The 20,848-nt window shown below is 38.6% G+C and carries 23 protein-coding genes; 21 read left to right on the forward strand and 2 right to left on the reverse strand.

The features are described from left to right. Window positions 1-82: 82 nt before the first annotated feature. The 8 genes from IQ10_RS00110 to IQ10_RS00145 all read left to right on the forward strand — a co-directional run bounded on the left by IQ10_RS00110 (window position 83) and on the right by IQ10_RS00145 (window position 6,382). A complete protein-coding gene (locus IQ10_RS00110; protein ID WP_144448458.1) occupies window positions 83-1,099 on the forward strand; it encodes a YkvI family membrane protein in 1,017 nt (338 codons plus the stop codon). An 83-nt stretch (window positions 1,100-1,182) separates the two neighbouring features. Then, window positions 1,183-1,380, forward strand: a complete 198-nt coding sequence (locus tag IQ10_RS00115; RefSeq protein ID WP_144448459.1) for a DUF951 domain-containing protein — start codon at window positions 1,183-1,185, stop codon at window positions 1,378-1,380. Window positions 1,381-1,521: 141 nt separating this feature from the next. Then, on the forward strand, window positions 1,522-2,622 hold the full coding sequence (gene ychF, locus IQ10_RS00120) for a redox-regulated ATPase YchF (RefSeq protein WP_144448460.1): 1,101 nt from the start codon (window positions 1,522-1,524) through the stop codon (window positions 2,620-2,622). 206 nt (window positions 2,623-2,828) lie between these two features. After that, a complete protein-coding gene (gene rpsF / locus IQ10_RS00125) occupies window positions 2,829-3,116 on the forward strand; it encodes a 30S ribosomal protein S6 (protein ID WP_144448461.1) in 288 nt (95 codons plus the stop codon). A gap of 25 nt (window positions 3,117-3,141) precedes the next feature. Next, window positions 3,142-3,636 carry a single-stranded DNA-binding protein gene (gene ssb / locus IQ10_RS00130; protein WP_144448462.1) on the forward strand — a complete coding sequence of 165 codons (495 nt, stop codon included), beginning with the start codon at window positions 3,142-3,144 and terminating at the stop codon, window positions 3,634-3,636. A gap of 69 nt (window positions 3,637-3,705) precedes the next feature. Beyond that, the gene (gene rpsR, locus IQ10_RS00135; RefSeq protein WP_144448463.1) at window positions 3,706-3,939 is read left to right on the forward strand and encodes a 30S ribosomal protein S18; all 234 of its coding nucleotides are present in this window, start codon (window positions 3,706-3,708) and stop codon (window positions 3,937-3,939) included. A gap of 378 nt (window positions 3,940-4,317) precedes the next feature. Then, the gene (locus IQ10_RS00140; RefSeq protein WP_144448464.1) at window positions 4,318-4,881 is read left to right on the forward strand and encodes a tyrosine-type recombinase/integrase; all 564 of its coding nucleotides are present in this window, start codon (window positions 4,318-4,320) and stop codon (window positions 4,879-4,881) included. Between the two features lie 34 nt (window positions 4,882-4,915). Next, window positions 4,916-6,382 (forward strand): potassium/proton antiporter, encoded by a 1,467-nt coding sequence (locus IQ10_RS00145; RefSeq protein WP_144448465.1) that lies wholly within the window; start codon window positions 4,916-4,918, stop codon window positions 6,380-6,382. Window positions 6,383-6,436: 54 nt separating this feature from the next. Here the strand turns inward: IQ10_RS00145 and IQ10_RS00150 are convergent, their stop codons facing one another. After that, complete coding sequence (locus IQ10_RS00150; protein ID WP_144448466.1) at window positions 6,437-7,138, reverse strand: adenine nucleotide alpha hydrolase family protein; 702 nt, start codon at window positions 7,136-7,138, stop codon at window positions 6,437-6,439. Window positions 7,139-7,307: 169 nt separating this feature from the next. On the opposite strand from IQ10_RS00150, the gene IQ10_RS00155 reads away from it, so the two are divergent. The 9 genes from IQ10_RS00155 (at window position 7,308) to IQ10_RS00195 (ending at window position 15,088) form a co-directional block, all read left to right on the forward strand. Next, window positions 7,308-9,713, forward strand: coding sequence for a Na+/H+ antiporter subunit A (locus IQ10_RS00155; RefSeq protein ID WP_144448467.1), 2,406 nt, complete (start codon window positions 7,308-7,310; stop codon window positions 9,711-9,713). Continuing rightward, complete coding sequence (locus IQ10_RS00160; protein ID WP_144448468.1) at window positions 9,710-10,132, forward strand: Na(+)/H(+) antiporter subunit B; 423 nt, start codon at window positions 9,710-9,712, stop codon at window positions 10,130-10,132. The genes IQ10_RS00155 and IQ10_RS00160 overlap by 4 nt, the downstream gene beginning before the upstream one ends. A 2-nt stretch (window positions 10,133-10,134) precedes the next feature. After that, window positions 10,135-10,473 (forward strand): Na(+)/H(+) antiporter subunit C, encoded by a 339-nt coding sequence (locus tag IQ10_RS00165; protein WP_144448469.1) that lies wholly within the window; start codon window positions 10,135-10,137, stop codon window positions 10,471-10,473. Further along, window positions 10,466-11,956, forward strand: coding sequence for a Na+/H+ antiporter subunit D (locus IQ10_RS00170; protein WP_144448470.1), 1,491 nt, complete (start codon window positions 10,466-10,468; stop codon window positions 11,954-11,956). The genes IQ10_RS00165 and IQ10_RS00170 overlap by 8 nt, the downstream gene beginning before the upstream one ends. Before the next feature lie 23 nt (window positions 11,957-11,979). Further along, window positions 11,980-12,456, forward strand: coding sequence for a Na+/H+ antiporter subunit E (locus IQ10_RS00175; RefSeq protein ID WP_144448471.1), 477 nt, complete (start codon window positions 11,980-11,982; stop codon window positions 12,454-12,456). Beyond that, window positions 12,456-12,740 carry a Na(+)/H(+) antiporter subunit F1 gene (locus IQ10_RS00180; protein WP_144448472.1) on the forward strand — a complete coding sequence of 95 codons (285 nt, stop codon included), beginning with the start codon at window positions 12,456-12,458 and terminating at the stop codon, window positions 12,738-12,740. Before IQ10_RS00175 ends, IQ10_RS00180 begins: the two co-directional genes overlap by 1 nt. After that, window positions 12,718-13,074: a Na+/H+ antiporter subunit G gene (locus IQ10_RS00185; RefSeq protein WP_144448473.1), complete on the forward strand. Its 357-nt coding sequence runs from the start codon at window positions 12,718-12,720 to the stop codon at window positions 13,072-13,074. The genes IQ10_RS00180 and IQ10_RS00185 overlap by 23 nt, the downstream gene beginning before the upstream one ends. Window positions 13,075-13,445: 371 nt before the next feature. After that, complete coding sequence (locus IQ10_RS00190; RefSeq protein WP_144448474.1) at window positions 13,446-14,783, forward strand: 5'-deoxyadenosine deaminase; 1,338 nt, start codon at window positions 13,446-13,448, stop codon at window positions 14,781-14,783. Between the two features lie 113 nt (window positions 14,784-14,896). After that, complete coding sequence (locus IQ10_RS00195; protein WP_242009648.1) at window positions 14,897-15,088, forward strand: BshB3 potential contributor to bacillithiol synthesis; 192 nt, start codon at window positions 14,897-14,899, stop codon at window positions 15,086-15,088. Between the two features lie 237 nt (window positions 15,089-15,325). Here IQ10_RS00195 and IQ10_RS00200 read toward each other — a convergent pair whose 3' ends face one another. Beyond that, on the reverse strand, window positions 15,326-16,315 hold the full coding sequence (locus IQ10_RS00200; protein ID WP_144448475.1) for an NADPH:quinone oxidoreductase family protein: 990 nt from the start codon (window positions 16,313-16,315) through the stop codon (window positions 15,326-15,328). A gap of 129 nt (window positions 16,316-16,444) precedes the next feature. On the opposite strand from IQ10_RS00200, the gene IQ10_RS00205 reads away from it, so the two are divergent. The 4 genes from IQ10_RS00205 to IQ10_RS00220 all read left to right on the forward strand — a co-directional run bounded on the left by IQ10_RS00205 (window position 16,445) and on the right by IQ10_RS00220 (window position 20,848). Next, window positions 16,445-17,047 carry a TetR/AcrR family transcriptional regulator gene (locus IQ10_RS00205; protein WP_144448476.1) on the forward strand — a complete coding sequence of 201 codons (603 nt, stop codon included), beginning with the start codon at window positions 16,445-16,447 and terminating at the stop codon, window positions 17,045-17,047. Then, window positions 17,048-17,722 carry a Dph6-related ATP pyrophosphatase gene (locus IQ10_RS00210; RefSeq protein ID WP_144448477.1) on the forward strand — a complete coding sequence of 225 codons (675 nt, stop codon included), beginning with the start codon at window positions 17,048-17,050 and terminating at the stop codon, window positions 17,720-17,722. It abuts the gene before it with no gap. A 211-nt stretch (window positions 17,723-17,933) separates the two neighbouring features. After that, window positions 17,934-18,872 carry a YybS family protein gene (locus IQ10_RS00215; RefSeq protein ID WP_144448478.1) on the forward strand — a complete coding sequence of 313 codons (939 nt, stop codon included), beginning with the start codon at window positions 17,934-17,936 and terminating at the stop codon, window positions 18,870-18,872. Window positions 18,873-18,883: 11 nt separating this feature from the next. Beyond that, window positions 18,884-20,848 (forward strand): DHH family phosphoesterase, encoded by a 1,965-nt coding sequence (locus IQ10_RS00220; RefSeq protein WP_144448479.1) that lies wholly within the window; start codon window positions 18,884-18,886, stop codon window positions 20,846-20,848.

Raw genomic sequence — 20,848 nt, forward strand, 5'->3', positions numbered from 1 at the left:
AGTAACAGTATACGGAAGTTTTTTCCTTTCTATACATAGAGAGTGAATAATATGGAAATGAACCGATAAGGAGAGGGTTGGCATGTGGGTGAACGGATTAAAGTGGATGTTCCTCATTATTGGTACGATGATCGGAGCTGGTTATGCATCAGGACGAGAACTATGGGAGTTTTTTGGTGCAGAAAGTGGACTAGCAATTATTTTGTTTACGATATTGTTTACGGTCTGCTGCGGTGTCATTATGTCCATTAGCCGCACTTATCAGTCAAAGCACTATATGCCAGTACTTCACGTTTTAATGGGAAAACGCCTCTCCAAGCTATATGATGTAATGATCATCCTTTATTTGTTTTCAACGACGGTAATTATGCTTGCAGGAGGTGGGGCCACACTTGAGGTTCTTCATTTGCCGTATTGGCTGGGAATTGTCATTATTGGTGGTCTTGTTGTGTTTTTATTTGTTTGGGATACAAAAGGAATGACAGCTGTGAATGCATTTATTATTCCAATTCTCATTGTATTTCTAGTAGGCATTTTACTAGCTTTTCAATCGTTGAAAGGTTTTCCTATACGCTTTCCATTTGCCGAGCAGCATAATTGGCCAGCAGCATTGACCTTTACAGCTCTTAACATCTTGCCTTTAATTGCCGTTTTAGCTGCAATTGGAGACGAAATTAAGCATAAAGGAGAAATGTGGATTGCGAGCGTTGGCAGTGGATTGATATTAGGAGGAATCTCTTTTCTTTATAATGAGTCGTTGCTTCAAGTAGCAGGTGATATTATGCTTTATGAAATTCCATTATTCGCTATATTGAAGCACTATCCATACTATATGATGCTCGTTATGTCGGCTTTATTATGGTTAGCCATTTATACGACTGCAACGGCGGGAATATTTGGGTTAATAGCGCGTACAAGAGAATGGTTAAAGGGTCCTGCTTGGATGGTTGCTCTTTTCTTTATTGCGACGATGACTCCTTTAACAACGTTTGGCTTTTCTACACTGATCTCTGTTCTTTATCCTTTATATGGAGTTTTAAATTTATATGTATTTGCAGCTATTTTACTTTATCCGATTCTTTATCATCGCTCGTTTTGAGATCGGACAGTTTGCTTTTATATCCGCTCTCATTTCGTGTATAATACAAGCAAATAAGCTATTGAGAGGAGGGGACACGTTGCATGGCAGATAAGGAGTATGAATTACACGATGTGGTTGAGATGAAGAAACAACATCCTTGTGGTGAAAATCGTTGGAAAATCATTCGGATGGGAATGGATGTTCGGATCAAATGCCTCGGATGTCAGCATAGTGTCATGCTACCTCGTAAGGAATTTACGAAGAAAATGAAAAAAGTACTGGAGCATGCATCGGAATAATTGAAATTAGGCAATGAAGAGACCAGGTCTTGTCCTTCATTGCCTTGTCTTTTGTAGGTAGAATCACTATAATTGGAATGGTTATAATCCTATTGAGACGTTGATGTTACTTTAAAATAGAATGAAGGAAGTGAGCCACAAATGGCGTTAACAACTGGAATCGTCGGGCTACCGAACGTAGGGAAGTCGACATTATTTAATGCAATTACACAAGCTGGAGCAGAATCAGCTAACTACCCTTTCTGTACAATTGATCCAAATGTTGGGATTGTTGAAGTGCCTGATTATCGTTTGCAAAAGTTAACAGAGCTAGTAGATCCAAAGAAAACAATACCGACTGCTTTTGAATTTACTGATATTGCTGGGATTGTGGAAGGTGCTAGTAAAGGAGAAGGACTAGGAAACAAGTTTCTTTCTCATATTCGTCAGGTGGATGCTATTTCGCATGTTGTTCGTTGTTTTGCAGATGAAAATATTACGCACGTATCTGGACGTGTCAATCCGCTAAACGATATTCAAGTTATTAATCTAGAATTAATACTGGCAGACTTTGAATCGATCGAAAAAAGAATCACTCGTACAGCGAAGCTAGCGAAAACAAAAGATAAAGATGCCGTAGCAGAGCTTGAAGTACTTGAACTTCTGCGTGATGCATTTGAAGAAGAAAAGCCGGCACGTAGTATTAATTTCACTGAGGAACAACAAAAAATTGTCAAGCAGCTTCATCTCTTAACGAGTAAGCCTGTTCTTTACGCAGCAAATGTAAGTGAAGAAGACTTACTATCACCTGAAGATAATGAGTATGTCAAGCAGGTGAAAGAATTCGCACGTGCTGAAAATAGTGAAGTAATCGTCGTTTGTGCAAAAATTGAAGAAGAGATTGCTGAGCTTGAAGGCGAGGAAAAACAAATGTTCCTTGAAGAACTAGGCATCAAAGAGTCAGGTCTTGATCAATTGATTCGTGCGGCTTATGATTTGTTAGGATTGCAAACATACTTTACTGCAGGTGTTCAAGAAGTACGAGCGTGGACGTTCAAAAAAGGGACTAAGGCTCCACAAGCAGCTGGAATCATCCATACTGATTTCGAACGAGGCTTTATTCGTGCTGAAGTGGTATCATATGAAGATTTAGTCGATGCTGGTTCAATGAATATTGCTAAAGAAAAAGGAAAAGTACGCCTTGAAGGTAAAGAATACGTTATGCAAGACGGGGATGTCGTTCATTTCCGTTTCAATGTGTAAAAAGAGATCAAGAAAGACAAGTGGATGGCTATAAGCTATTCTGCTTGTCTTTTTAACGTTGTTAAGTAAGGAAAGTCAATGTCAAAAAAGCTTGCAGTGCAAGTTTCATTCTGATACAATCTATAAATGCGAGTGAAATGACTCATTAGATGAGTTTTGCTCCTTGCTCCCAAGTGGAGCCGTTAGACCAAAAGGAGGTGACCGGAATGCGTAAGTACGAAATTATGTACATCATCGCTCCAAACCTAGAAGAGGCAGCAACAAAAGAAGTTATTGCACGTTTTAATGACGTTCTAACAACAAATGGTGCTGAAATCGAAAAGGTGGAAGAGATGGGTAAGCGTCGTTTAGCATATGAAATCAACGATTTTCGTGAAGGTTTCTACGTGTTATTAAACGTACAAGCTAACTCAGCAGCGATTGACGAATTTAACCGTCTGATCAAGATTAACGATAACGTTATTCGTGTTCTTATTACAAAAGACGAAGAATAATAATTGATATGTGGGAGGGGTACGGATGCTTAACCGTGTCGTGCTTGTTGGACGCTTAACGCGTGACCCAGAGTTGCGTTATACGCCAAATGGAGTAGCAGTAGCGAACTTTACGCTCGCAGTAAACCGAACATTTTCGAATAAGCAAGGGGAACGAGAAGCAGACTTCATTAACTGTGTTGTCTGGCAAAAACCTGCTGAAAATGTGGCCAACTATTTAAAAAAAGGTAGCTTGGCTGGTGTGGATGGCCGAATCCAAACAAGAAGCTATGACAACAATGAAGGTCGACGTGTCTTTGTCACAGAAGTTGTGGCTGAAAGTGTTCAATTTCTTGAACCGCGTGGTGCAAACCAAGGTCAAGGAAATGAACAATTTGGGGGATACGGCTCAATGAGTGACAACGATTATGGGAAGCAACAGAACACAAATCAAAATCGTTCATCTGGTAATTTTAACAATGATCCATTTGCGAACGATGGAAAGCCGATTGATATTTCCGATGATGATTTGCCGTTCTAACGTACTCTCTTAATTTTTTACAACAACAATGATTGCTAGATAAAATTTATTTGAAAGGAGTGCTGTCAAATGGCTCGTCGTGGTCGTCCAAAGCGTCGTAAAGTTTGTTTCTTCACAGTAAACAAAATTACGAAAATCGATTATAAAGACACTGATCTTCTTAAGCGTTTCATTTCTGAGCGTGGTAAAATTTTACCTCGTCGTGTAACTGGAACATCTGCGAAGTATCAACGTCAATTAACAATTGCAATCAAGCGTTCTCGTCAAATCGCTTTATTGCCTTATGTTAATGAGGCTAACTAATTAAATGTTGGTGAAGCAATTCACTATTAGGCTGTTGAGAATCTGTTCTCAACAGCCTTTTTTTATTTCTGAAACGTTTTTTACACCAGAAGCAGAGATTGAAAAATAAAGGGTTAATAAAATGGGTAACATAAAGGGTATATGAATTATGAAGACAAATCATTTTTAACATTGTGATATAAGTCTTCTAAGTACTGATCAAATTTACTTATGTAGATCGTGTCTATTGATATTTAAATTTTTAAATAGTAAGTGTTAAATTTAACAAAAAAAACACACATATTTAAATTAAAAATTTCTTTAATTTTGACAAGTTAATGTTACTTATATTATGATAGAATTATAATTATGTAACGTTAGATAGTAAAGGGGGATCCTATGGAGTATGTTGATCCTATAAGAGATATTCAGAAAATCATTGCTATCAAGAAAAAATTAAAAAAACAATCAAAGAGGGATTTATTATTATTTGTATTTGGTATTAATACAGGAATAAGAGTGAGTGATTTACTGACACTTAAAGTATGTGATGTTTGGGAGGAAACAGGTATAAAAGAATTTGTATATGTTGGTGAAACCCAAAGCTATGGTATGAAAGTATTTTATCTGAATTATAAAGTCCAAAGTGCTCTAAAAGACTATTTAAACTATATAGACTTTAAGAGTAGTGATTATCTTTTTAAATCAAAAAAGCATGATCAACCAATAACACGCCAGCAGGCATATCGCATTATTAATAAGGCTGCCAGAGAAGTCGGGATGACAGAAAAGATTGGCACACATACGCTTAGAAAAACGTTTGGATACCATGCTTATCGAAAAGGGATTGCGATCTCCATTTTAAAGAAAATCTATAACCATACGACGCCATCTGAAACATTGCGGTATATCGGAATTGATAAAAATGAAGATCACTATATTAAAGTAGATGTAAATTTATAGACGTTTAATAAAAGAGAGGAGTACACCTATATACATGTTAGATCTAGAATTTAATGATTATTTCATTTTACTTAGTGCGCTCCTATTAATTATTGGTGTATTAACAACGAAATTTTCCTCTCGTCTTGGTGTACCTGCACTTATTCTTTTCGTTCTTATCGGAATGATTGCGGGAAGTGACGGTTTAGGGTTAATTCACTTTAATAATGCTAATATGGCTCAACTTATTGGTATAATGGCTTTAATCATTATTTTGTTTGAAGGTGGCCTTCAAACAAAATGGTCTACTGTTAAATCTGTTACAAAGCCTGCCTTATCTCTTGCCACAGTTGGTGTTATTCTTACAACCGTAGTAGTAGCAGTAGCTGCGAAATTAATTTTTGGAGTATCGTGGTTAGAAGGGTTCCTTTTTGGAGCTATTGTTGGCTCTACGGATGCTGCAGCCGTTTTTGCGGTTTTAAAAGGTCAGAACATTAAAGAGAGACTAGGAGCTACTCTAGAAGCTGAATCAGGTTCGAATGACCCGATGGCAATGTTTTTAACGATTTCTGTGATTGAATTAATCGTAGTAGAGGAAACATCGTACTTTTTATTAATTGGATCATTCTTTTGGCAAATGGGAATTGGATTAATAATGGGTCTGGCATTAGGAAAGCTTGCAACCTTTGCTATTAATCGAATTAACTTAGATTCTAGTGGATTGTATCCAGTCTTTGCACTAGCCTTTGCCTTATTAACATTTAGTGCCACCGATATCATTGGAGCAAGTGGGTTACTCGCTGTATATGTTGCGGCACTAGTAATTGGTAACTCTGAGCTAACCTACCGTCAATCAATCTTTAGATTTAATGAAGGGTTTGCATGGATGGCTCAAATCCTTATGTTTACGATCTTAGGTTTATTGGTGTTTCCGACTCAGTTAATTTCCTTTGAAATTATTGTAAATGGGTTATTATTGTCAGCTATTCTGGTATTTATTGCAAGGCCGTTAGCTGTGTTTCTTTCAACAATCAAGATGGGATACGATTTTAAAGAAAAGATATTCTTATCTTGGGCAGGGTTAAGAGGTGCCGTTCCGATTGTACTTGCAACGTTTCCAATGATTGCTGGTATCGAAAACAGTCAGTTGTTCTTTAATGTCGTCTTCTTCGTTGTTTTAACGTCAGCACTCGTTCAAGGTTCAACAATTATGCTGTTTGCAAAGAAGCTTGCGTTAACTGGACCGAAGGAAGTCGAACCTCCTCATTCTCTGGAGCTTGTCTCAATTGGGAAAGCAAATGCTGAAATTATTGAATTTGAAGTTAGTGAGGAGACAATCATCACGAATAAGACGTTAGCAGAAATGGATTTTCCAAAAGATGTGTTAATTAATGCCGTTATACGAGATGATCAATTAATTACGCCGTATGGTGAGACGAAAATTAAAATTGGAGACATCTTATATATCCTCGTTTCACGAGAAAGTAAACAGGCGTTAAAGGAATTGCTTAATCACAAATGATTGTAAAAACAAAAAAATCCTCCACTTACTACTACAAGTGGAGGGATAAGCCTTTTAATATTGGGAATCATCCTCATCAGTGTCAAGAGATGGAGTCATTCTTACATTTTTCAATTCGGTCACGTAATCTTCAGTAACATGAACTTGTAATGTTTCTTGCGACTTCATGAATTTAAAGACACCATTATTGAAATCTGTCCCAAGTTCTTTAAAGAAAATTCCTTCATACTCAACATCTTTTGTATGGTTAAAGCTAAGACGATACTTGTCCTCTTCTTTAATCAAGTATGCACGAACTCCTTTTTCAAAATGACCTTCGTGCTCTTCTTTAAGGGAACGGGCAACTGAAATGAGATGAAGATCAATAAATGGGATCTCGCGAAGTAAGACATTAATAATTGAACCTTTTGTAATTTCTTCCCAACGACTTTGAGCCGTTTGGCCAAGGATAATCTGGGTAGTATGTTTTTCACGAGCTACTTCAGCAATAACTTTTGTGACAGGTCTTTTTTCATTATCTTTCAAAATAAAGGCATCGGCATTGTGCTTTTCAGCCAGTTCCTGCCAACGTGAAATGTAATCTGATTTTTCCGCGTCTAATTCATCAAATGGCTTTGGATCAATTGTTAAAATGTAGAGTGGACAATCAAGCATGTTGGCAATCTTACAGCCGCGTTGTATGAGGCGTTCACCATTTGGTCCATAATATACGCAGACAAGGATGCTTTCGTCCATACGTCCTTTTACTTTTTTCATATTGCTTTCACCTCGTATAGATAAGGGTAAACAGAGCGTTGGTCTGCTAAACTATTTATGACTATAGCTTATGCGTCTCCATGAGTCAATCAAAAATTGTAAATTAGAAATGGAGTAACCATCATTAAAATAAATCTTTTTATTTGAAAAGTGTAAGGAGGGTATATCATTGACTTGGTTACATGTTTTTATATTAATCCCATTTATATTCGCCATATTCGTTCCACTGATCTATAGGTTTACTTTACCGCGTATTCATACGGGGTGGTTTGTATTGGCTGTGCCGTTTGGAATCTTTCTCTATTTGTTAAGGTATATTCCCATCGTTTCGAATGGGGATAATGTATACCACTCGGTTCCTTGGATCCCGTCTTTAGGGATTAACTATACGACCTATATTGACGGTTTAGGGCTCATTTTTGGCCTTCTCATTACAGGAGTAGGAGCACTCGTTGTTCTTTATTCTATTTATTACATGTCGAAACACCGGGAAGCACTTCATAATTTCTATGTTTATTTACTATTATTTATGGGGGCCATGCTTGGTCTTGTCTTCTCTGATAATATACTAGTGCTATATGTGTTTTGGGAATTGACTAGTATATCCTCATTTTTATTAATTGCGTATTGGTACCAACGTAAAAAATCTCGTTATGGTGCTCAAAAATCAATGCTCATTACAATCTTTGGTGGATTAGCCATGCTAGCAGGATTCATTATGCTTTCCATGATGACAAATACCTATAGCATACGTGAAATGATTAGCGAAATAGATGTCATTTCTACACATACATTATTTCTTCCTGCGATGATCTTGATTCTGTTAGGAGCTTTTACAAAATCGGCTCAATTTCCTTTTAGTATTTGGTTACCTGATGCAATGGAAGCACCAACTCCAGTCAGTGCCTATTTACATTCAGCAACAATGGTTAAAGCTGGGATTTATTTAGTCGCACGATTTACGCCTATTTTTGGCGGAAGCTTTGAATGGTTTTGGCTTGTTTCGGGAGTAGGGATTATTACCTTAATATACGGTTCGATTACTGCTGTGAGGCAAACAGATTTAAAAGCATTACTCGCATACTCAACGATCAGTCAATTAGGTTTGATTATGAGTTTGCTCGGTTTAGGGTCTGCGGCCATGTATTTTGATGTCGGCGACGAGTCGACTATGTATGCAGTTGCTGTATTGGCTGCTATGTTTCATTTAATCAATCACTCAACGTTTAAAGGAAGCTTGTTTATGGTCGTCGGAATTGTTGACCATGAAACAGGGACTCGTGATATTCGGAAATTAGGCGGTTTAATGAGTCTTATGCCAATTTCATTTACGATAGCTGTTATTGGAAGTTTCGCTATGGCAGGTTTGCCACCGTTTAATGGATTCTTAAGTAAAGAAATGTTCTTTACTGGAGTGTTAAATGCTTCGGAACTACCTATATTTGGAATGCAAACCTTTGGAATCATCTTCCCAATCATTGCTTGGGTAGCTAGTGTCTTTACGTTTATTTATTGTATGATTCTCGTCTTTAAGACGTTCACTGGTAAGCATCAACCTGAAAAGTTGGAAAAGGAAGCGCATGAAGCGCCGATTGGGATGTTAATACCACCTATTATTTTAGCGTCGCTCGTGCTTGTCATTTTCTTTTTCCCAAATGTTCTTTCACGTGCCTTACTTGAACCTGCTTTAATCAATATTTTGCCAAGCTATGCTGCAACTGGCGGTACGAATATACACATTACAGCTTGGCATGGGTTTAACACTGAATTATTTATGACAATTGGTGTGGTAGGGTTTGGTGCACTGCTGTACATGTACTTGAAAAAATGGTCATGGATTTATAGCTTGGTTCCTGAATTTTTGACACTAAATAACGCCTATAATCAAGGCATTGAAAAAATGGAATCTCTTTCATTAGGATTAACGAAACGTTATATGACAGGGTTTATCCGTGATTATTTAGTGTATATTTTCGCCTTTTTTATTATTGTCCTTGGTGGTGCTCTTTGGCTTTTAGATGATGTATCAATCAATAGGGTTACAAACGCACCAATTAGTATATATGAAGCTGGATTAGTCATTGCGATGGTTATCGCTGCATTAGCAGTTCTGTTCTCAAGCTCACGTATGACAGCAATCGTTGCTGTGGGGGCAATAGGTTACCTGGTTGCGATCTTATTTGTTATATTCCGTGCACCAGATTTAGCTCTTACGCAGTTGGTCGTTGAAACGGTGACAGTAGCATTATTCCTGTTATGTTTCTATCATTTGCCAGAGTATAAGAAAGAATTCAGTCGAGTACGGTTTCGTCTCACAAATCTAATTATTTCTTTAGGGGTAGGTGCGACTGTAACGACGATTGCATTACTTGCAAACGGAAATCGTCTGTTTGAACCGATTTCAACTTATTTTCAGGATTCTTATGAGCTTGCTGGGGCGAGAAACATGGTTAATGCCATTCTTGTCGATTTCCGAGGGATGGATACGCTCTTAGAAATACTTGTTCTATGTATTGCTGGTTTAGGTGTATACACATTAATAAAGCTACGATTAGCTGGGAGGGATAATGAATGAAGCCGAATGACGTTATTTTACATGCAGTGACAAAGATCTCGACCTTTATCATTCTGACATTTGGGATATACCTCTTTTTCGCTGGACATCATAATCCCGGCGGTGGCTTTATAGGAGGCCTGGTACTCGCTTCAGTGCTCGTTCTCCTCTATCTTGCTTTTGATGTTGAAACAGTTCGTAAAAACCTCCCAGTGGATTTTAAAGCGGTAGCTGCAGTAGGGGTATTGATTGCTGTGCTGACAGGAGTGGGATCGTTTATTTTCGGTTCGCCGTTTTTAAGTCATACCTTTGATTATTTTGATCTTCCTATTTTTGGGGAGACGGAGCTTGCTACTTCGGTTCTTTTTGATGTGGGAGTTGCACTTGCTGTCATCGGGACAGCTGTCACAATTATTCTAAGTATAAGTGAGGATGGATAAGTATGGAAACATTAATGTCTGTCCTTGTCGGGATATTGTTTACGATTGGGACATATTTAGTTTTGACGAAAAGCTTATTAAGAATTATCTTAGGAACAGCCGTTATCGGTCATGGGGTTCATCTGCTTATTTTAACAATGGGCGGACTGAAGAAAGGCATGCCTCCATTACTCGATGCGGGCCATACAACTTTCACGGATGCGTTGCCACAAGCACTTATTTTAACAGCGATCGTTATTAATTTTGCTGTTACGGCTCTTTTCTTAGTGCTAGCGTATCGTGCTTATCAAGTATTAGGGACTGATGATATGGATCAATTAAGGGGCACGGAAGATGAATAATATTGTTGTATTTCCGATTCTTATACCGTTTATTGTTGGGCTTGTTATGGTCATCTTTAGGAACAATATTCAAGTTCAAAGGTGGCTTAGTGTCTTTGGAGTAGTAGCCATTGGTTTTGTTGCTGTGCTTTTAATGAATCAGATTAGAAGTGAAGGTATACAAACCCTTCAATTAGGAGGATGGCAGGCGCCTTTTGGAATTAGTATGGTTGCAGATATGTTTTCTGCCTTGTTGATTTTAACGTCGAGTATTGTGGCGTTCGCATGTTTATTTTTCGCCTTTAACTCAATTGGGAAAGAAAGAGAATCGTTTTATTTCTATCCTATGTTTTTATTCCTTCTTACTGGGATAAATGGCTCCTTTTTAACTGGTGATATATTCCATCTATTTGTAAATTTTGAAGTGATGTTAATTGCATCATATGTGCTTATTTCACTTGGAGGAAAGAAGGTTCAACTACGAGAGTCGATTAAATATGTTCTTATTAATGTCATCTCATCTTTCCTCTTCCTTGTCGCTATTGCCTACTTATATGCAGTGACAGGTACATTAAACCTCGCACATCTTTCTGTAAGGGTGGCTGAGGTAGGACAAGATGGTTTATTGACTGTAGTGGCCATTCTGTTCTTAATTGTGTTCGGACTAAAAGCAGCTTTATTCCTCTTCTTTTGGTTGCCTGGTTCTTACAGTGCACCACCGACTGCGGTGGCGGCTATTTTTGCAGCCCTTCTGACAAAAGTCGGGATTTATGCGATATTCCGTATGTTTACACTCGTGTTTTATCATGAGCCACAAATCACTCATTTATTAATCGGCATCATGGGGGCATTAACGATGGTGTTAGGAGCTATTGGAGCTGTGGCGCATTGGGATATCAAGAAAATACTGGCCTATAATGTCATTATTGCAGTAGGGTTTATTATTGCTGGCTTGGCATCCTTTACATCTGCTGCGATTCTCGGATCTATTTATTATCTGATTCATGACATTATCATTAAAGCACTCATTTTTCTTTTAGGGGGAACGGTGATTGCACTTGCTGGTACGAGCAAGCTGAATGAAATGAGTGGTCTAATCCGTAATCATCCATATTTAGGATGGATATTCTTTATTGCCGCACTTTCATTAGGAGGTATTCCACCGCTAAGTGGTTTTATCGGAAAAGTGTATATTACACAAGGAACGTTTGAAGCGGGGTACTATTGGTTAGGTGCGATTGGCTTAATCACAAGTTTGATGGTGTTATACTCCATTATGAAAATTTTTATGAACGGATTTTGGGGTGAAACGGCATTAAGCAAGGACATGGAAAAAGGAACGACAAAAGGATTAATGTTCCCAATTGCCTTGCTTACGGTTGCAACCATCGCACTTGGAGTAGGGGCTGAAGGAATTCATGTATATATAGATATCGCCACGCAAGCTTTATTAAATCCAAGCTTGTACATTGAAGCAGTATTTGGTGGAGAGCCAATGCCTTAGAAACTATTGAAAGGGGTGGTACGATGCCCATCCAACTGTTGATCAATATATTTATTGCTCTTTTATGGATGTTTCTGAATGATGCATGGAGTATTTTAAGTTTATTTACAGGTTACCTAGTAGGCTTGGTCGTTATTCTTAGTATGAGGAAATTTTTCCCGACAAGATTTTATATCATTACATTGTTTGCAATTGTAAAGCTGTTCTTTGTATTTAGTCGTGAATTAATCTCTTCAAGTGTACTCGTTATTCGACAAGTACTACGACCAAAATTAAATATAACACCTGGTATTTTCACGATGAAGACAGAATTAGAAGGGGAATGGGAAATAACATTACTTGCTTTACTGCTTTCTTTAACGCCAGGTTCTGTCGTCCTTGAGGTTTCTCCAGATAATAAAACGTTTTATATTCATGCAATGGATATACCAGCATCAAGTAATGCTGTCTTGCAAGCCAAAGATTCATTTGAGAAGGCCATTAGGGAGGTGACCCGTTAATGTTTGAAATTGTGTTGATAACGTCTCTATTTTTGTTGACGTTATCCATATTTGCAGCGCTGTACAGAGTGATTAAGGGACCTTCAATGCCTGATCGTGTTATGGCATTAGATACAATTGGCATTAATCTCGTTGCAGGAGTTGCCATTTTATCGATTTTACTTAGAACGTATGCCTTTTTAGAAGTCATTCTATTAATAGGGATCCTCTCTTTCATCGGAACAATTGCCTTTGCGAGATTTCTAGAAAGGGGTGTCGTCATTGAACGTAAACGCGATCAGTGAAATTGTCAGTGGCTTTTTTATCATCGTCGGAACCATATTTAGTTTGTTAAGTGCGTTCGGTTTAATTCGATTACCTGATATCTATACACGATCACATGCTGCCACAAAAAGTGTTACTCTTGGCGTTCTGTGTACCTTATTCGGGACATTTCTTTATTTTTGGATGACTGATGGTTTTATTAGTATACGATTGCTTCTTGGAATCTTCTTTGTTTTCTTAACGGCCCCAGTTGCAGGTCATCTTATTTGCCGTGCCGCATACCGTACGAACGTACCACTTACAAAGGAATCCGTTCAAGATGATCTTAAAGAAGTGTTAAAAAAGGGTAACTGATATTGAAATAGAGCTACTTTGATGAACTGCACCCGAATTGTTAGACATACCTAACAATTCGGGTGCAGTTTTTTTCGAATTGGGATATATCAAGCTAACTTTTTATGGTGAAAAAGTAAAAGTCTTATCCATAAAGACACAGTATTAAGCCAAAATGATTACGATCATTTCACGAAGGAACTGTAGCTTTAAAAATACGTTACAATTCCTCCCATATTTATTGTTGAAAACGAAGAACTAGCATAAAATTAAATGAAAGTTATAAATAATATGATTATTAATTCGTATCAGGAGTGTTTCTAGTTTGTTCACTATTCAGTATTAAAATAATATAAGTAGTATTTCCATTCGGGTAGGAGAGTGTTTCGTCCATGAATAAGATTTTAATAAAAAATGCTGAAATTGTTACTATGAATCAAGATAATGAAATCTTAACAGGGGATATTTACATTGAAAACAATACGATTAAAATGATTGGTCAAAATCTAGCACAAACAGGTGAGGAAAAAATCATTGATGCGACGAAACGGACTGTTATTCCAGGGTTTGTTCAGACGCATATTCATCTTTGCCAAACGATTTTTCGTGGGAGAGGTGATGATCTTGAGCTCATGGATTGGCTAAAGACACGTATTTGGCCTTTAGAAGCTGCGCATGATGAAGAATCGATTTATTATTCAGCCATGCTTGGGATTGGTGAGTTGATCCAAAGCGGGACGACAACGATTGTTGATATGGAAACGGTTCATCATACGGATTATGCGTTTCAAGCGATTGCAGCAAGTGGGATTCGTGCTTTATCAGGTAAGGTGATGATGGATAAAGGAGAGGAAGTCCCAACGCAGCTTCAAGAAAAAACGAGTGAATCAATTGCAAAAAGCGTGGCTTTACTTGAAAAATGGCATAACCATGATAACGGAAGAATCAAATACGCTTTCTCTCCTCGCTTTGTGCTGTCTTGTACCGAAGAACTATTAAAAGAAGTTGGTCGATTGTCACAGTTTTATAACGTTTACGTTCATACACATGCTTCGGAAAATAGAGCTGAAATTGAGCTTGTTGAAAAGGAAACTGGGATGAGAAACATCGCCTATTTGGACAAACTTGGACTGGCGAACGAGCGATTAATGCTCGCACACTGTATTTGGTTAGATGAAAATGAAAAGAGAATTATCAAGGAAAAAGGAGTGCATGTCAGTCATTGTCCAGGATCTAATTTAAAATTAGCATCGGGTATTGCAGATGTTCCAGATTTACTTAAGCAGAGCATCTCTGTAAGCTTAGGCGCTGACGGGGCACCGTGTAATAATAACTTAGACATGTTTAATGAAATGCGACTGGCTGCATTGATTCAAAAGCCATCTCATGGACCAACTGTAATGGATGCTAAAACGGTTCTGCAAATGGCCACAATCAATGGCGCAAAAGCAATTGGACTGGCAGATGAAATTGGTAGTATCGAAGTCGGCAAAAAAGCTGACCTTGCTATTTTAAATTTAAATGATTTTCATACATATCCAGCTTTTGACATGGATCCGATTTCAAGAATCGTTTATTCTGCTACACGAGCTGACGTAGAAACGACGATTATTGACGGCAAAATTGTAATGGAAAATCGAATCATGAAAACGCTTGAGAAAGAAGTGATTTTACACGAAGCTGATCATGCCATTAAACGATTAATGAAGCGCATCCCTTCTCTGTCTTAAGGAAAAAAAATAGGCCACGCTCAAAACACAGTAAAAATGAATCTACTGTGTTTTTTCTTGTGATTGGTTTAAAATATAAGATGACTTGTTAATAAAAGAATGGTAAGGAGCAGATGATGAATTTTTTAATTGCGTTAGCTTTGATCGTTTGTGTTGTAGCACTTATCGTGACATTAGCTGTTACAAAAACAACAGATACGAATTATGGTAGCAGCAAAAGTATTAAAAATCTTTCCATTATATATATCGTGCTAATTCCACTCATTGCGATTGCCATAGTGGTTTTTTGGTTCATTTTGAGCTAGTTTTGCTTTTTAGTATTGGGATTTTGGGGAGTTGTCACAATACGCAGCTTGCTAAATAAATGGTGTTGTCCAAGAAGAAAGAAAATCAATCCACTAATAAATAACACGATAGAGTAGCTCTAAAAGTGTGATCAAACAAAGAGAAAAAAGAATACCAAGCAAAAATCCCTGTGATCCGCTTTTGCGGCCACAGGGATTTTTAATGATTTAGGGCTTTTGAGACAGTCCCTTGTTATATTATAGCTTCACAATTGTACGTCCTCTTACTTCAGCTTTTAAAATTTTTGCTAATGTTTGAGGAAGCTCTTCTAAGGTTACTTCTTGACCGATTTCATCTAAGAGTAAATCAGGTTTTAAATCTGAACCGAGACGACTCCATAGTGGCTTGCGAATTTCCATTGGGCAAAAAACAGAATCAATTCCGAGTAGGCTCACACCGCGGAGAATGAATGGGAAGACCGTTGTCGGTAATTGTACCCCTCCTGTTAATCCACTGACTGCAACAGCCCCTTGAGGCTTGATTGTACTTAAGACATAGGCAAGCGATTTTCCACCAACGGCATCGACCGCAGCTTGCCAGCGTGGCTTGTCTAGCGGACGAACTTTCTCTGGTGTCAGTTCATCGCGGTGAATGATTTCTTTCGCACCGAGTGAATACAAATAGTCATGCTCTGATTCTTTACCTGTACTTGCAACAACGTGGTAACCACGCTTTGAGAGCATCGCGACCGCCAAACTACCGACCCCGCCCGTTGCGCCTGTCACAAGCACAGCTCCACCTTCAGGAGTAACGCCATTTTCTTCAAGACGATGGATGGAAAGAGCGGCAGTGAATCCTGCTGTTCCAAAGGCCATTGCTTCTTTTAATGTTAAGCCTTCTGGAAGTGGCACAACCCAGTCACCTGGTACGCGCGCATATTCGCTGTAGCCACCAAAATGCGCGACACCGAGATCATAGCTTGTGACGATGACTTCCTGGCCCTCAGTATAACGAGAATCAGAAGATGAAGTAACGGTTCCTGCTAAATCAATGCCTGGAACAAAGGGATAGCTTTTGACAATGTTACCGTTTGGGATTGATGCGAGACCATCTTTGTAATTGACACTAGAATAGGCTACGCGAATCGTGACATCGCCTTCTGGTAAATCATCGAAAGACAGTTTTTTTACCTCGACAGACGTATCTTCTCCTACTTTATCAACAACTAATGCACGAAATTCACTCATTTTACATTCCCACCTTTATCTTGTGATTGCTTTGATTATACTAAAATTATTCTGACCGGTCAAAATAAAAATTGAATTCTCATACTAGTGTATTTGTTTTATAATGGATGGCAAGGAAGGATGGTTTGGGTGAAAAAACGTGCAACGGAACGCCGGAAACAAATTTTAAAAGCAACCTTTCAAGCTGTAGTAGACAAAGGCTACGAGGGAGTTACTCTTCAAGATATTGCTGATTACGCAGGTGTTAGCAAGGGTGTGACAAACTATTACTTTGAAAATAAAGAAGATATATTTGCCCATTTGCTTGAATGGCTTACTTCAAAAATATATGAGCGAGAAATGCGCTCGATTGAAAAAGAAGAGAAAGCTCTTGCTAAATTACAGACATATTTGGATAATGTCTTTGCAAGTCCCACAGAGAATCGGCAGTTTTATCGTGTGTACCTTGATTTTTTGTCGCAAGTAAAAGGGAACGTCAGGTATCAGCAAGTAAATCAGCAGTTTTATCAAAATTGTTGGGGGATCGGTCAGTTAATTGCGGAACTTGGAACAAAAGAAGGCGTGTTCATCGTTAAGGACACTGAAATGACAGCAAAGCTTATGCGTGGGGTCATTGACGGAATGCTCATTCAATGGCTCATGCAGGACGAGGATGATTTGCACAAGATATATAAGAAGATGTGCTTAGAAGGCATTCTTACGTTGCTGCATTATCAGAGGGAGGAATCATAAATGGATCGTGTCGTTGTATCATGGAGCGGGGGAAAAGATTGCTGCTTTGCCCTTGATAAAGTGTCGCAGCAAGGATGTGAGGTAGCTGGTTTACTTGTTACAGCACCACAGGAACAAGGAACTTCTTTTGGGCATGGCTTGGCTATTGAACGGATTGAAGCACAGGCAAAAGCGCTCGGATTACCTCTTTATGTTGTTCATTGTACGTATGATAGCTATACAGAAGACTTTGTTGCCAAGCTGAAGGAAATAAAAGAGCAAGGGATAACAGGGGTTGTATTTGGGGATCTGTACCTTGAAGGGCATCGTGAGTGGGGAGAGAAGGTCGCAAAAGAGGTAGGGATCGATTGCTTTTACCCACTATGGATGGATCAAAAGGAAAGTGCAGAAGCTATACATCAGTTTGTTGACTCGGGCTATGAAGCGATTATTTGCCGGCTTCGTCCTGAATTACTGGATAAAGAGTGGCTTGGGCAAAATGTGGATAAGCAGTTTGCAAAAGCGACAACGACTTACCCGATCTGTCCTATGGGAGAAGCGGGAGAATACCATACATATGTGATTGATGGTCCTTTGTTTACGAATAGAATCGAAATAAAAGAGGCTGTAGTAAGGGAAATGGAAACGACTGTTTTATACGATATTTTGAAAGTTGAACTGATCGAAAAAGGATAATAGGCAAAGAATGGTCTGATCAAAAATAGATTAGTCCATTCTTTTTGTTTAGCTACAGAGAAAGTGATAAGGTAGCGAAGATGTGACAATCATAAGCGGATGCTTTAATTTTTTGATTGAATACGCTAAAATAGACAAGGATATGGGAAATTATCAAATAATGTGAGAACATTGATGATTTCGGGTTTGAAAGATTAAATGAGGTGGGTACGTGAAAGAAACAAGGACGTTAACAGAAGGTGCAATACTTGCATCTGTCTTTACGATTATTTTATTAATTACAACTTATGTGCCGTTTGTAGGTATTGTCACGCTGTGGGCACTACCATTGCCATTTGTGTTATATGTGCTACGAAGAGGATTGAAACCAGGATTCATGCTTTGGGGAGTAGCCTGTTTTCTCGCCTTTTTAATAGGTGGACTTCCTTCTATTCCAGCTGCGCTCATTTTCGGAAGTGCGGGCTTGGTGATTGGGGAACTCTATCGTCGTAAGCTCTCTGGTTTCTCTGTTTTGATTGGAGCTGGGTTAACATATACTCTTAATATGTTACTCGTGTTTCTTGGTCTCGTGTTGATATTAGGTGAGAATCCAATGCGGATGGCTGCGGAGTTAACGCGAGAACAAATTGAGTTCGCTAATTCGACACTAGGCTCTTTTGGTCAAGGACAAGAGCAGGCACTTGAGCAAACGTATGAAATGATTGATCAGATTGTTTATTTAGCACCTGTGATGATTGTCGGGTTAGGGGTTGCTCTTGCTTTATTTACAATCATGCTCAGCTACTTGTTATTACGCCGTTTAGGCCATGAGGTGAATGGCCTTCCGCCTTTTCGTGAGTGGCAATTTCCAAAAGCTTTTTTATGGTACTATTTAATCGTTTTAGTGTTAGCTTTGATTGGGGCAGAAGAAGGAACAACGCTATATATGATCATTTGGAATCTATTCCCACTACTTGAAATTGTCTTATCCATTCAAGGGTTGGCGTTTATTTTTTACTACTGTCACCATAAAAACATATCAAAAGCGGTACCTATTCTTCTTGTTGTAGCAGCTATTGTAATTTCTCCTCTATTATATCTAGTTCGAATTTTAGGGATTATCGATTTGGGCTTTGATTTGCGTAGGCGCATCACAAGCCAGAAAAAATAGGAGCTGACATTATGCCTAAGTTCTTAATGAAACGATGGCACGGCTATCACGTCATTACCTTGTTTGCTTTTACGACTGTATTTATGGCTATTCTGTCATGGTATCAATGGCAAATAGGGTTATTTGGCTTTTTCGTTCTGGGCGTGTTAGCGATTTATTTTGCACAAGCGAGGGTGTCGTTTCAACGTGATTTAGAAAAGTATGTGATGACGCTCACCTACCGTGTGAATAAAGCGGGAGAAGAAGCCGTTACGAAGATGCCTATCGGGATTTTGTTGTATAATGAAGAAAGAAACATTCAATGGGTTAATCCATATATTGCATCATTTATGTCAGAAGATATTATTCATGAAAATCTAGAAGATGTAAACGAAGAGATTGACGAAATGCTAGAAGCTGGGGTTAACGAAAAAGTCATTAAGATTGATGATGTTTTTTTTCATGTTTTAATTGAACCAAATGAACGACTTATGTATTTTCTCGATGTAACAGAAAAAGAAAATACAAAAGCACGATATGAAGAAACGCAAACAGTGGTTGCTCTCATCTATCTTGATAATTATGATGAAGTCACACAAGGGATGGAAGATCAAGTTAGAAGCCGTCTTATTAGTCAAGTGACATCATCACTTAATAGCTGGGCGAATGAGCATGAAATTTTGTTGCGGAGAACGGCATCCGATCGTTTTATTGCAATTATGAATGCAAAGTCCTTAAATGAGGTTGAGGATTATCGTTTTGATGTGCTTGATGAAATTCGCGAACTTACTGCTAAGGAAAAAGTCGCTATTACATTAAGTATTGGTGTAGGCACAGGTGAGGATTCGCTTAGAGAGTTAGGTACCCTAGCTCAGTCTAGTCTAGATTTAGCGCTTGGTCGTGGTGGTGACCAGGTTGCTATTAAAGAGAAGAATGGTAAGGTTCGTTTTTATGGCGGGAAATCAAATGCGATGGAGAAGCGAACACGTGTAAGAGCGCGAGTTATCTCTCATGCATTACGTGATTTCGTACTTGAAAGTGAAAAAGTCATGATTATGGGTCATAAGAATCCTGATATGGATGCAATCGGAGCGGCGATTGGTGTTCAAAAGATTGCTGAAGTGAATGGAAAAGAAGGCTATATTGTTTTAGATCCAAGCGATATTAATCATGATGTGCAGAAGCTTATGGAGGAAGTCGAGAACCATGACCATCTGTGGTCGCAGTTTATTACGCCTGATGAAGCAGTTGAGCAAGCGACACGACAAACGTTATTAATTGTCGTCGACACCCACAAACCATCACTTTTAATTGAGCCAAAGATTTTAAATCAAGTTGAGCGTATTGTTGTACTTGATCATCACAGACGAGGAGAAGAGTTCATTGAAGACCCTGTCCTTGTCTATATGGAACCATATGCATCTTCTACGGCTGAGCTAGTAACAGAGCTGTTAGAATATCAGCCTAAGCAATTGAAGATGGACCGACTTGAAGCGACGGCATTGTTAGCAGGGATTATTGTCGATACAAAGAGCTTCGCCGTTCGTACAGGAGCAAGAACATTTGATGCAGCCTCTTTTCTGCGTTCAAATGGTGCAGATACGACACTTGTCCAGAAGTTACTAAAGGAAGATCTAGAGCAATATGTGAAGCGTTCTAAGTTAGTTGAAAGCGCTGAAAACTATCGTGATGGACTTGCGATTGCGATGGCTAAAGAAGATGAAACATATAGTCAGGTTCTAATTGCACAAGCTGCAGATACGCTTTTGACAATGAAGGATGTTGTCGCATCATTTGTGATCTCAAAGCGTAAAGACGGTTTGATTAGCATTAGTGCTAGGTCGCTAGGGGATGTCAATGTCCAGCTGATTATGGAACGATTGAACGGTGGTGGCCACCTCTCAAATGCAGCGACACAGCTTGAACTCGAAAGTCTTGAAGAAGCGAAAGAAGAATTACAAAAGGCGATTGATGATTTTCTAGAAGGAGGACAATAA

The sequence above is a fragment of the Halalkalibacter nanhaiisediminis genome (assembly GCF_007830185.1).
Classification (GTDB): domain Bacteria; phylum Bacillota; class Bacilli; order Bacillales; family Bacillaceae_D; genus Halalkalibacter; species Halalkalibacter nanhaiisediminis.

Excerpts from the sequence above, each read along its gene's own strand:
- IQ10_RS00220 (WP_144448479.1), top strand. The coding sequence starts at position 18,884 with ATGCCTAAGTTCTTAATGAAACGATGGCACGGCTATCACGTCATTACC.
- IQ10_RS00110 (WP_144448458.1), top strand. The coding sequence starts at position 83 with ATGTGGGTGAACGGATTAAAGTGGATGTTCCTCATTATTGGTACGATG.
- IQ10_RS00195 (WP_242009648.1), top strand. The coding sequence starts at position 14,897 with ATGATGAATTTTTTAATTGCGTTAGCTTTGATCGTTTGTGTTGTAGCA.
- IQ10_RS00165 (WP_144448469.1), top strand. The coding sequence starts at position 10,135 with ATGGAAACATTAATGTCTGTCCTTGTCGGGATATTGTTTACGATTGGG.
- IQ10_RS00190 (WP_144448474.1), top strand. The coding sequence starts at position 13,446 with ATGAATAAGATTTTAATAAAAAATGCTGAAATTGTTACTATGAATCAA.
- IQ10_RS00140 (WP_144448464.1), top strand. The coding sequence starts at position 4,318 with ATGGAGTATGTTGATCCTATAAGAGATATTCAGAAAATCATTGCTATC.
- IQ10_RS00150 (WP_144448466.1), bottom strand. The coding sequence starts at position 7,138 with ATGAAAAAAGTAAAAGGACGTATGGACGAAAGCATCCTTGTCTGCGTA.
- IQ10_RS00115 (WP_144448459.1), top strand. The coding sequence starts at position 1,183 with ATGGCAGATAAGGAGTATGAATTACACGATGTGGTTGAGATGAAGAAA.
- IQ10_RS00170 (WP_144448470.1), top strand. The coding sequence starts at position 10,466 with ATGAATAATATTGTTGTATTTCCGATTCTTATACCGTTTATTGTTGGG.
- rpsF (WP_144448461.1), top strand. The coding sequence starts at position 2,829 with ATGCGTAAGTACGAAATTATGTACATCATCGCTCCAAACCTAGAAGAG.
- IQ10_RS00175 (WP_144448471.1), top strand. The coding sequence starts at position 11,980 with ATGCCCATCCAACTGTTGATCAATATATTTATTGCTCTTTTATGGATG.
- IQ10_RS00180 (WP_144448472.1), top strand. The coding sequence starts at position 12,456 with ATGTTTGAAATTGTGTTGATAACGTCTCTATTTTTGTTGACGTTATCC.
- IQ10_RS00160 (WP_144448468.1), top strand. The coding sequence starts at position 9,710 with ATGAAGCCGAATGACGTTATTTTACATGCAGTGACAAAGATCTCGACC.
- ychF (WP_144448460.1), top strand. The coding sequence starts at position 1,522 with ATGGCGTTAACAACTGGAATCGTCGGGCTACCGAACGTAGGGAAGTCG.
- IQ10_RS00210 (WP_144448477.1), top strand. The coding sequence starts at position 17,048 with ATGGATCGTGTCGTTGTATCATGGAGCGGGGGAAAAGATTGCTGCTTT.
- ssb (WP_144448462.1), top strand. The coding sequence starts at position 3,142 with ATGCTTAACCGTGTCGTGCTTGTTGGACGCTTAACGCGTGACCCAGAG.
- rpsR (WP_144448463.1), top strand. The coding sequence starts at position 3,706 with ATGGCTCGTCGTGGTCGTCCAAAGCGTCGTAAAGTTTGTTTCTTCACA.
- IQ10_RS00145 (WP_144448465.1), top strand. The coding sequence starts at position 4,916 with ATGTTAGATCTAGAATTTAATGATTATTTCATTTTACTTAGTGCGCTC.
- IQ10_RS00200 (WP_144448475.1), bottom strand. The coding sequence starts at position 16,315 with ATGAGTGAATTTCGTGCATTAGTTGTTGATAAAGTAGGAGAAGATACG.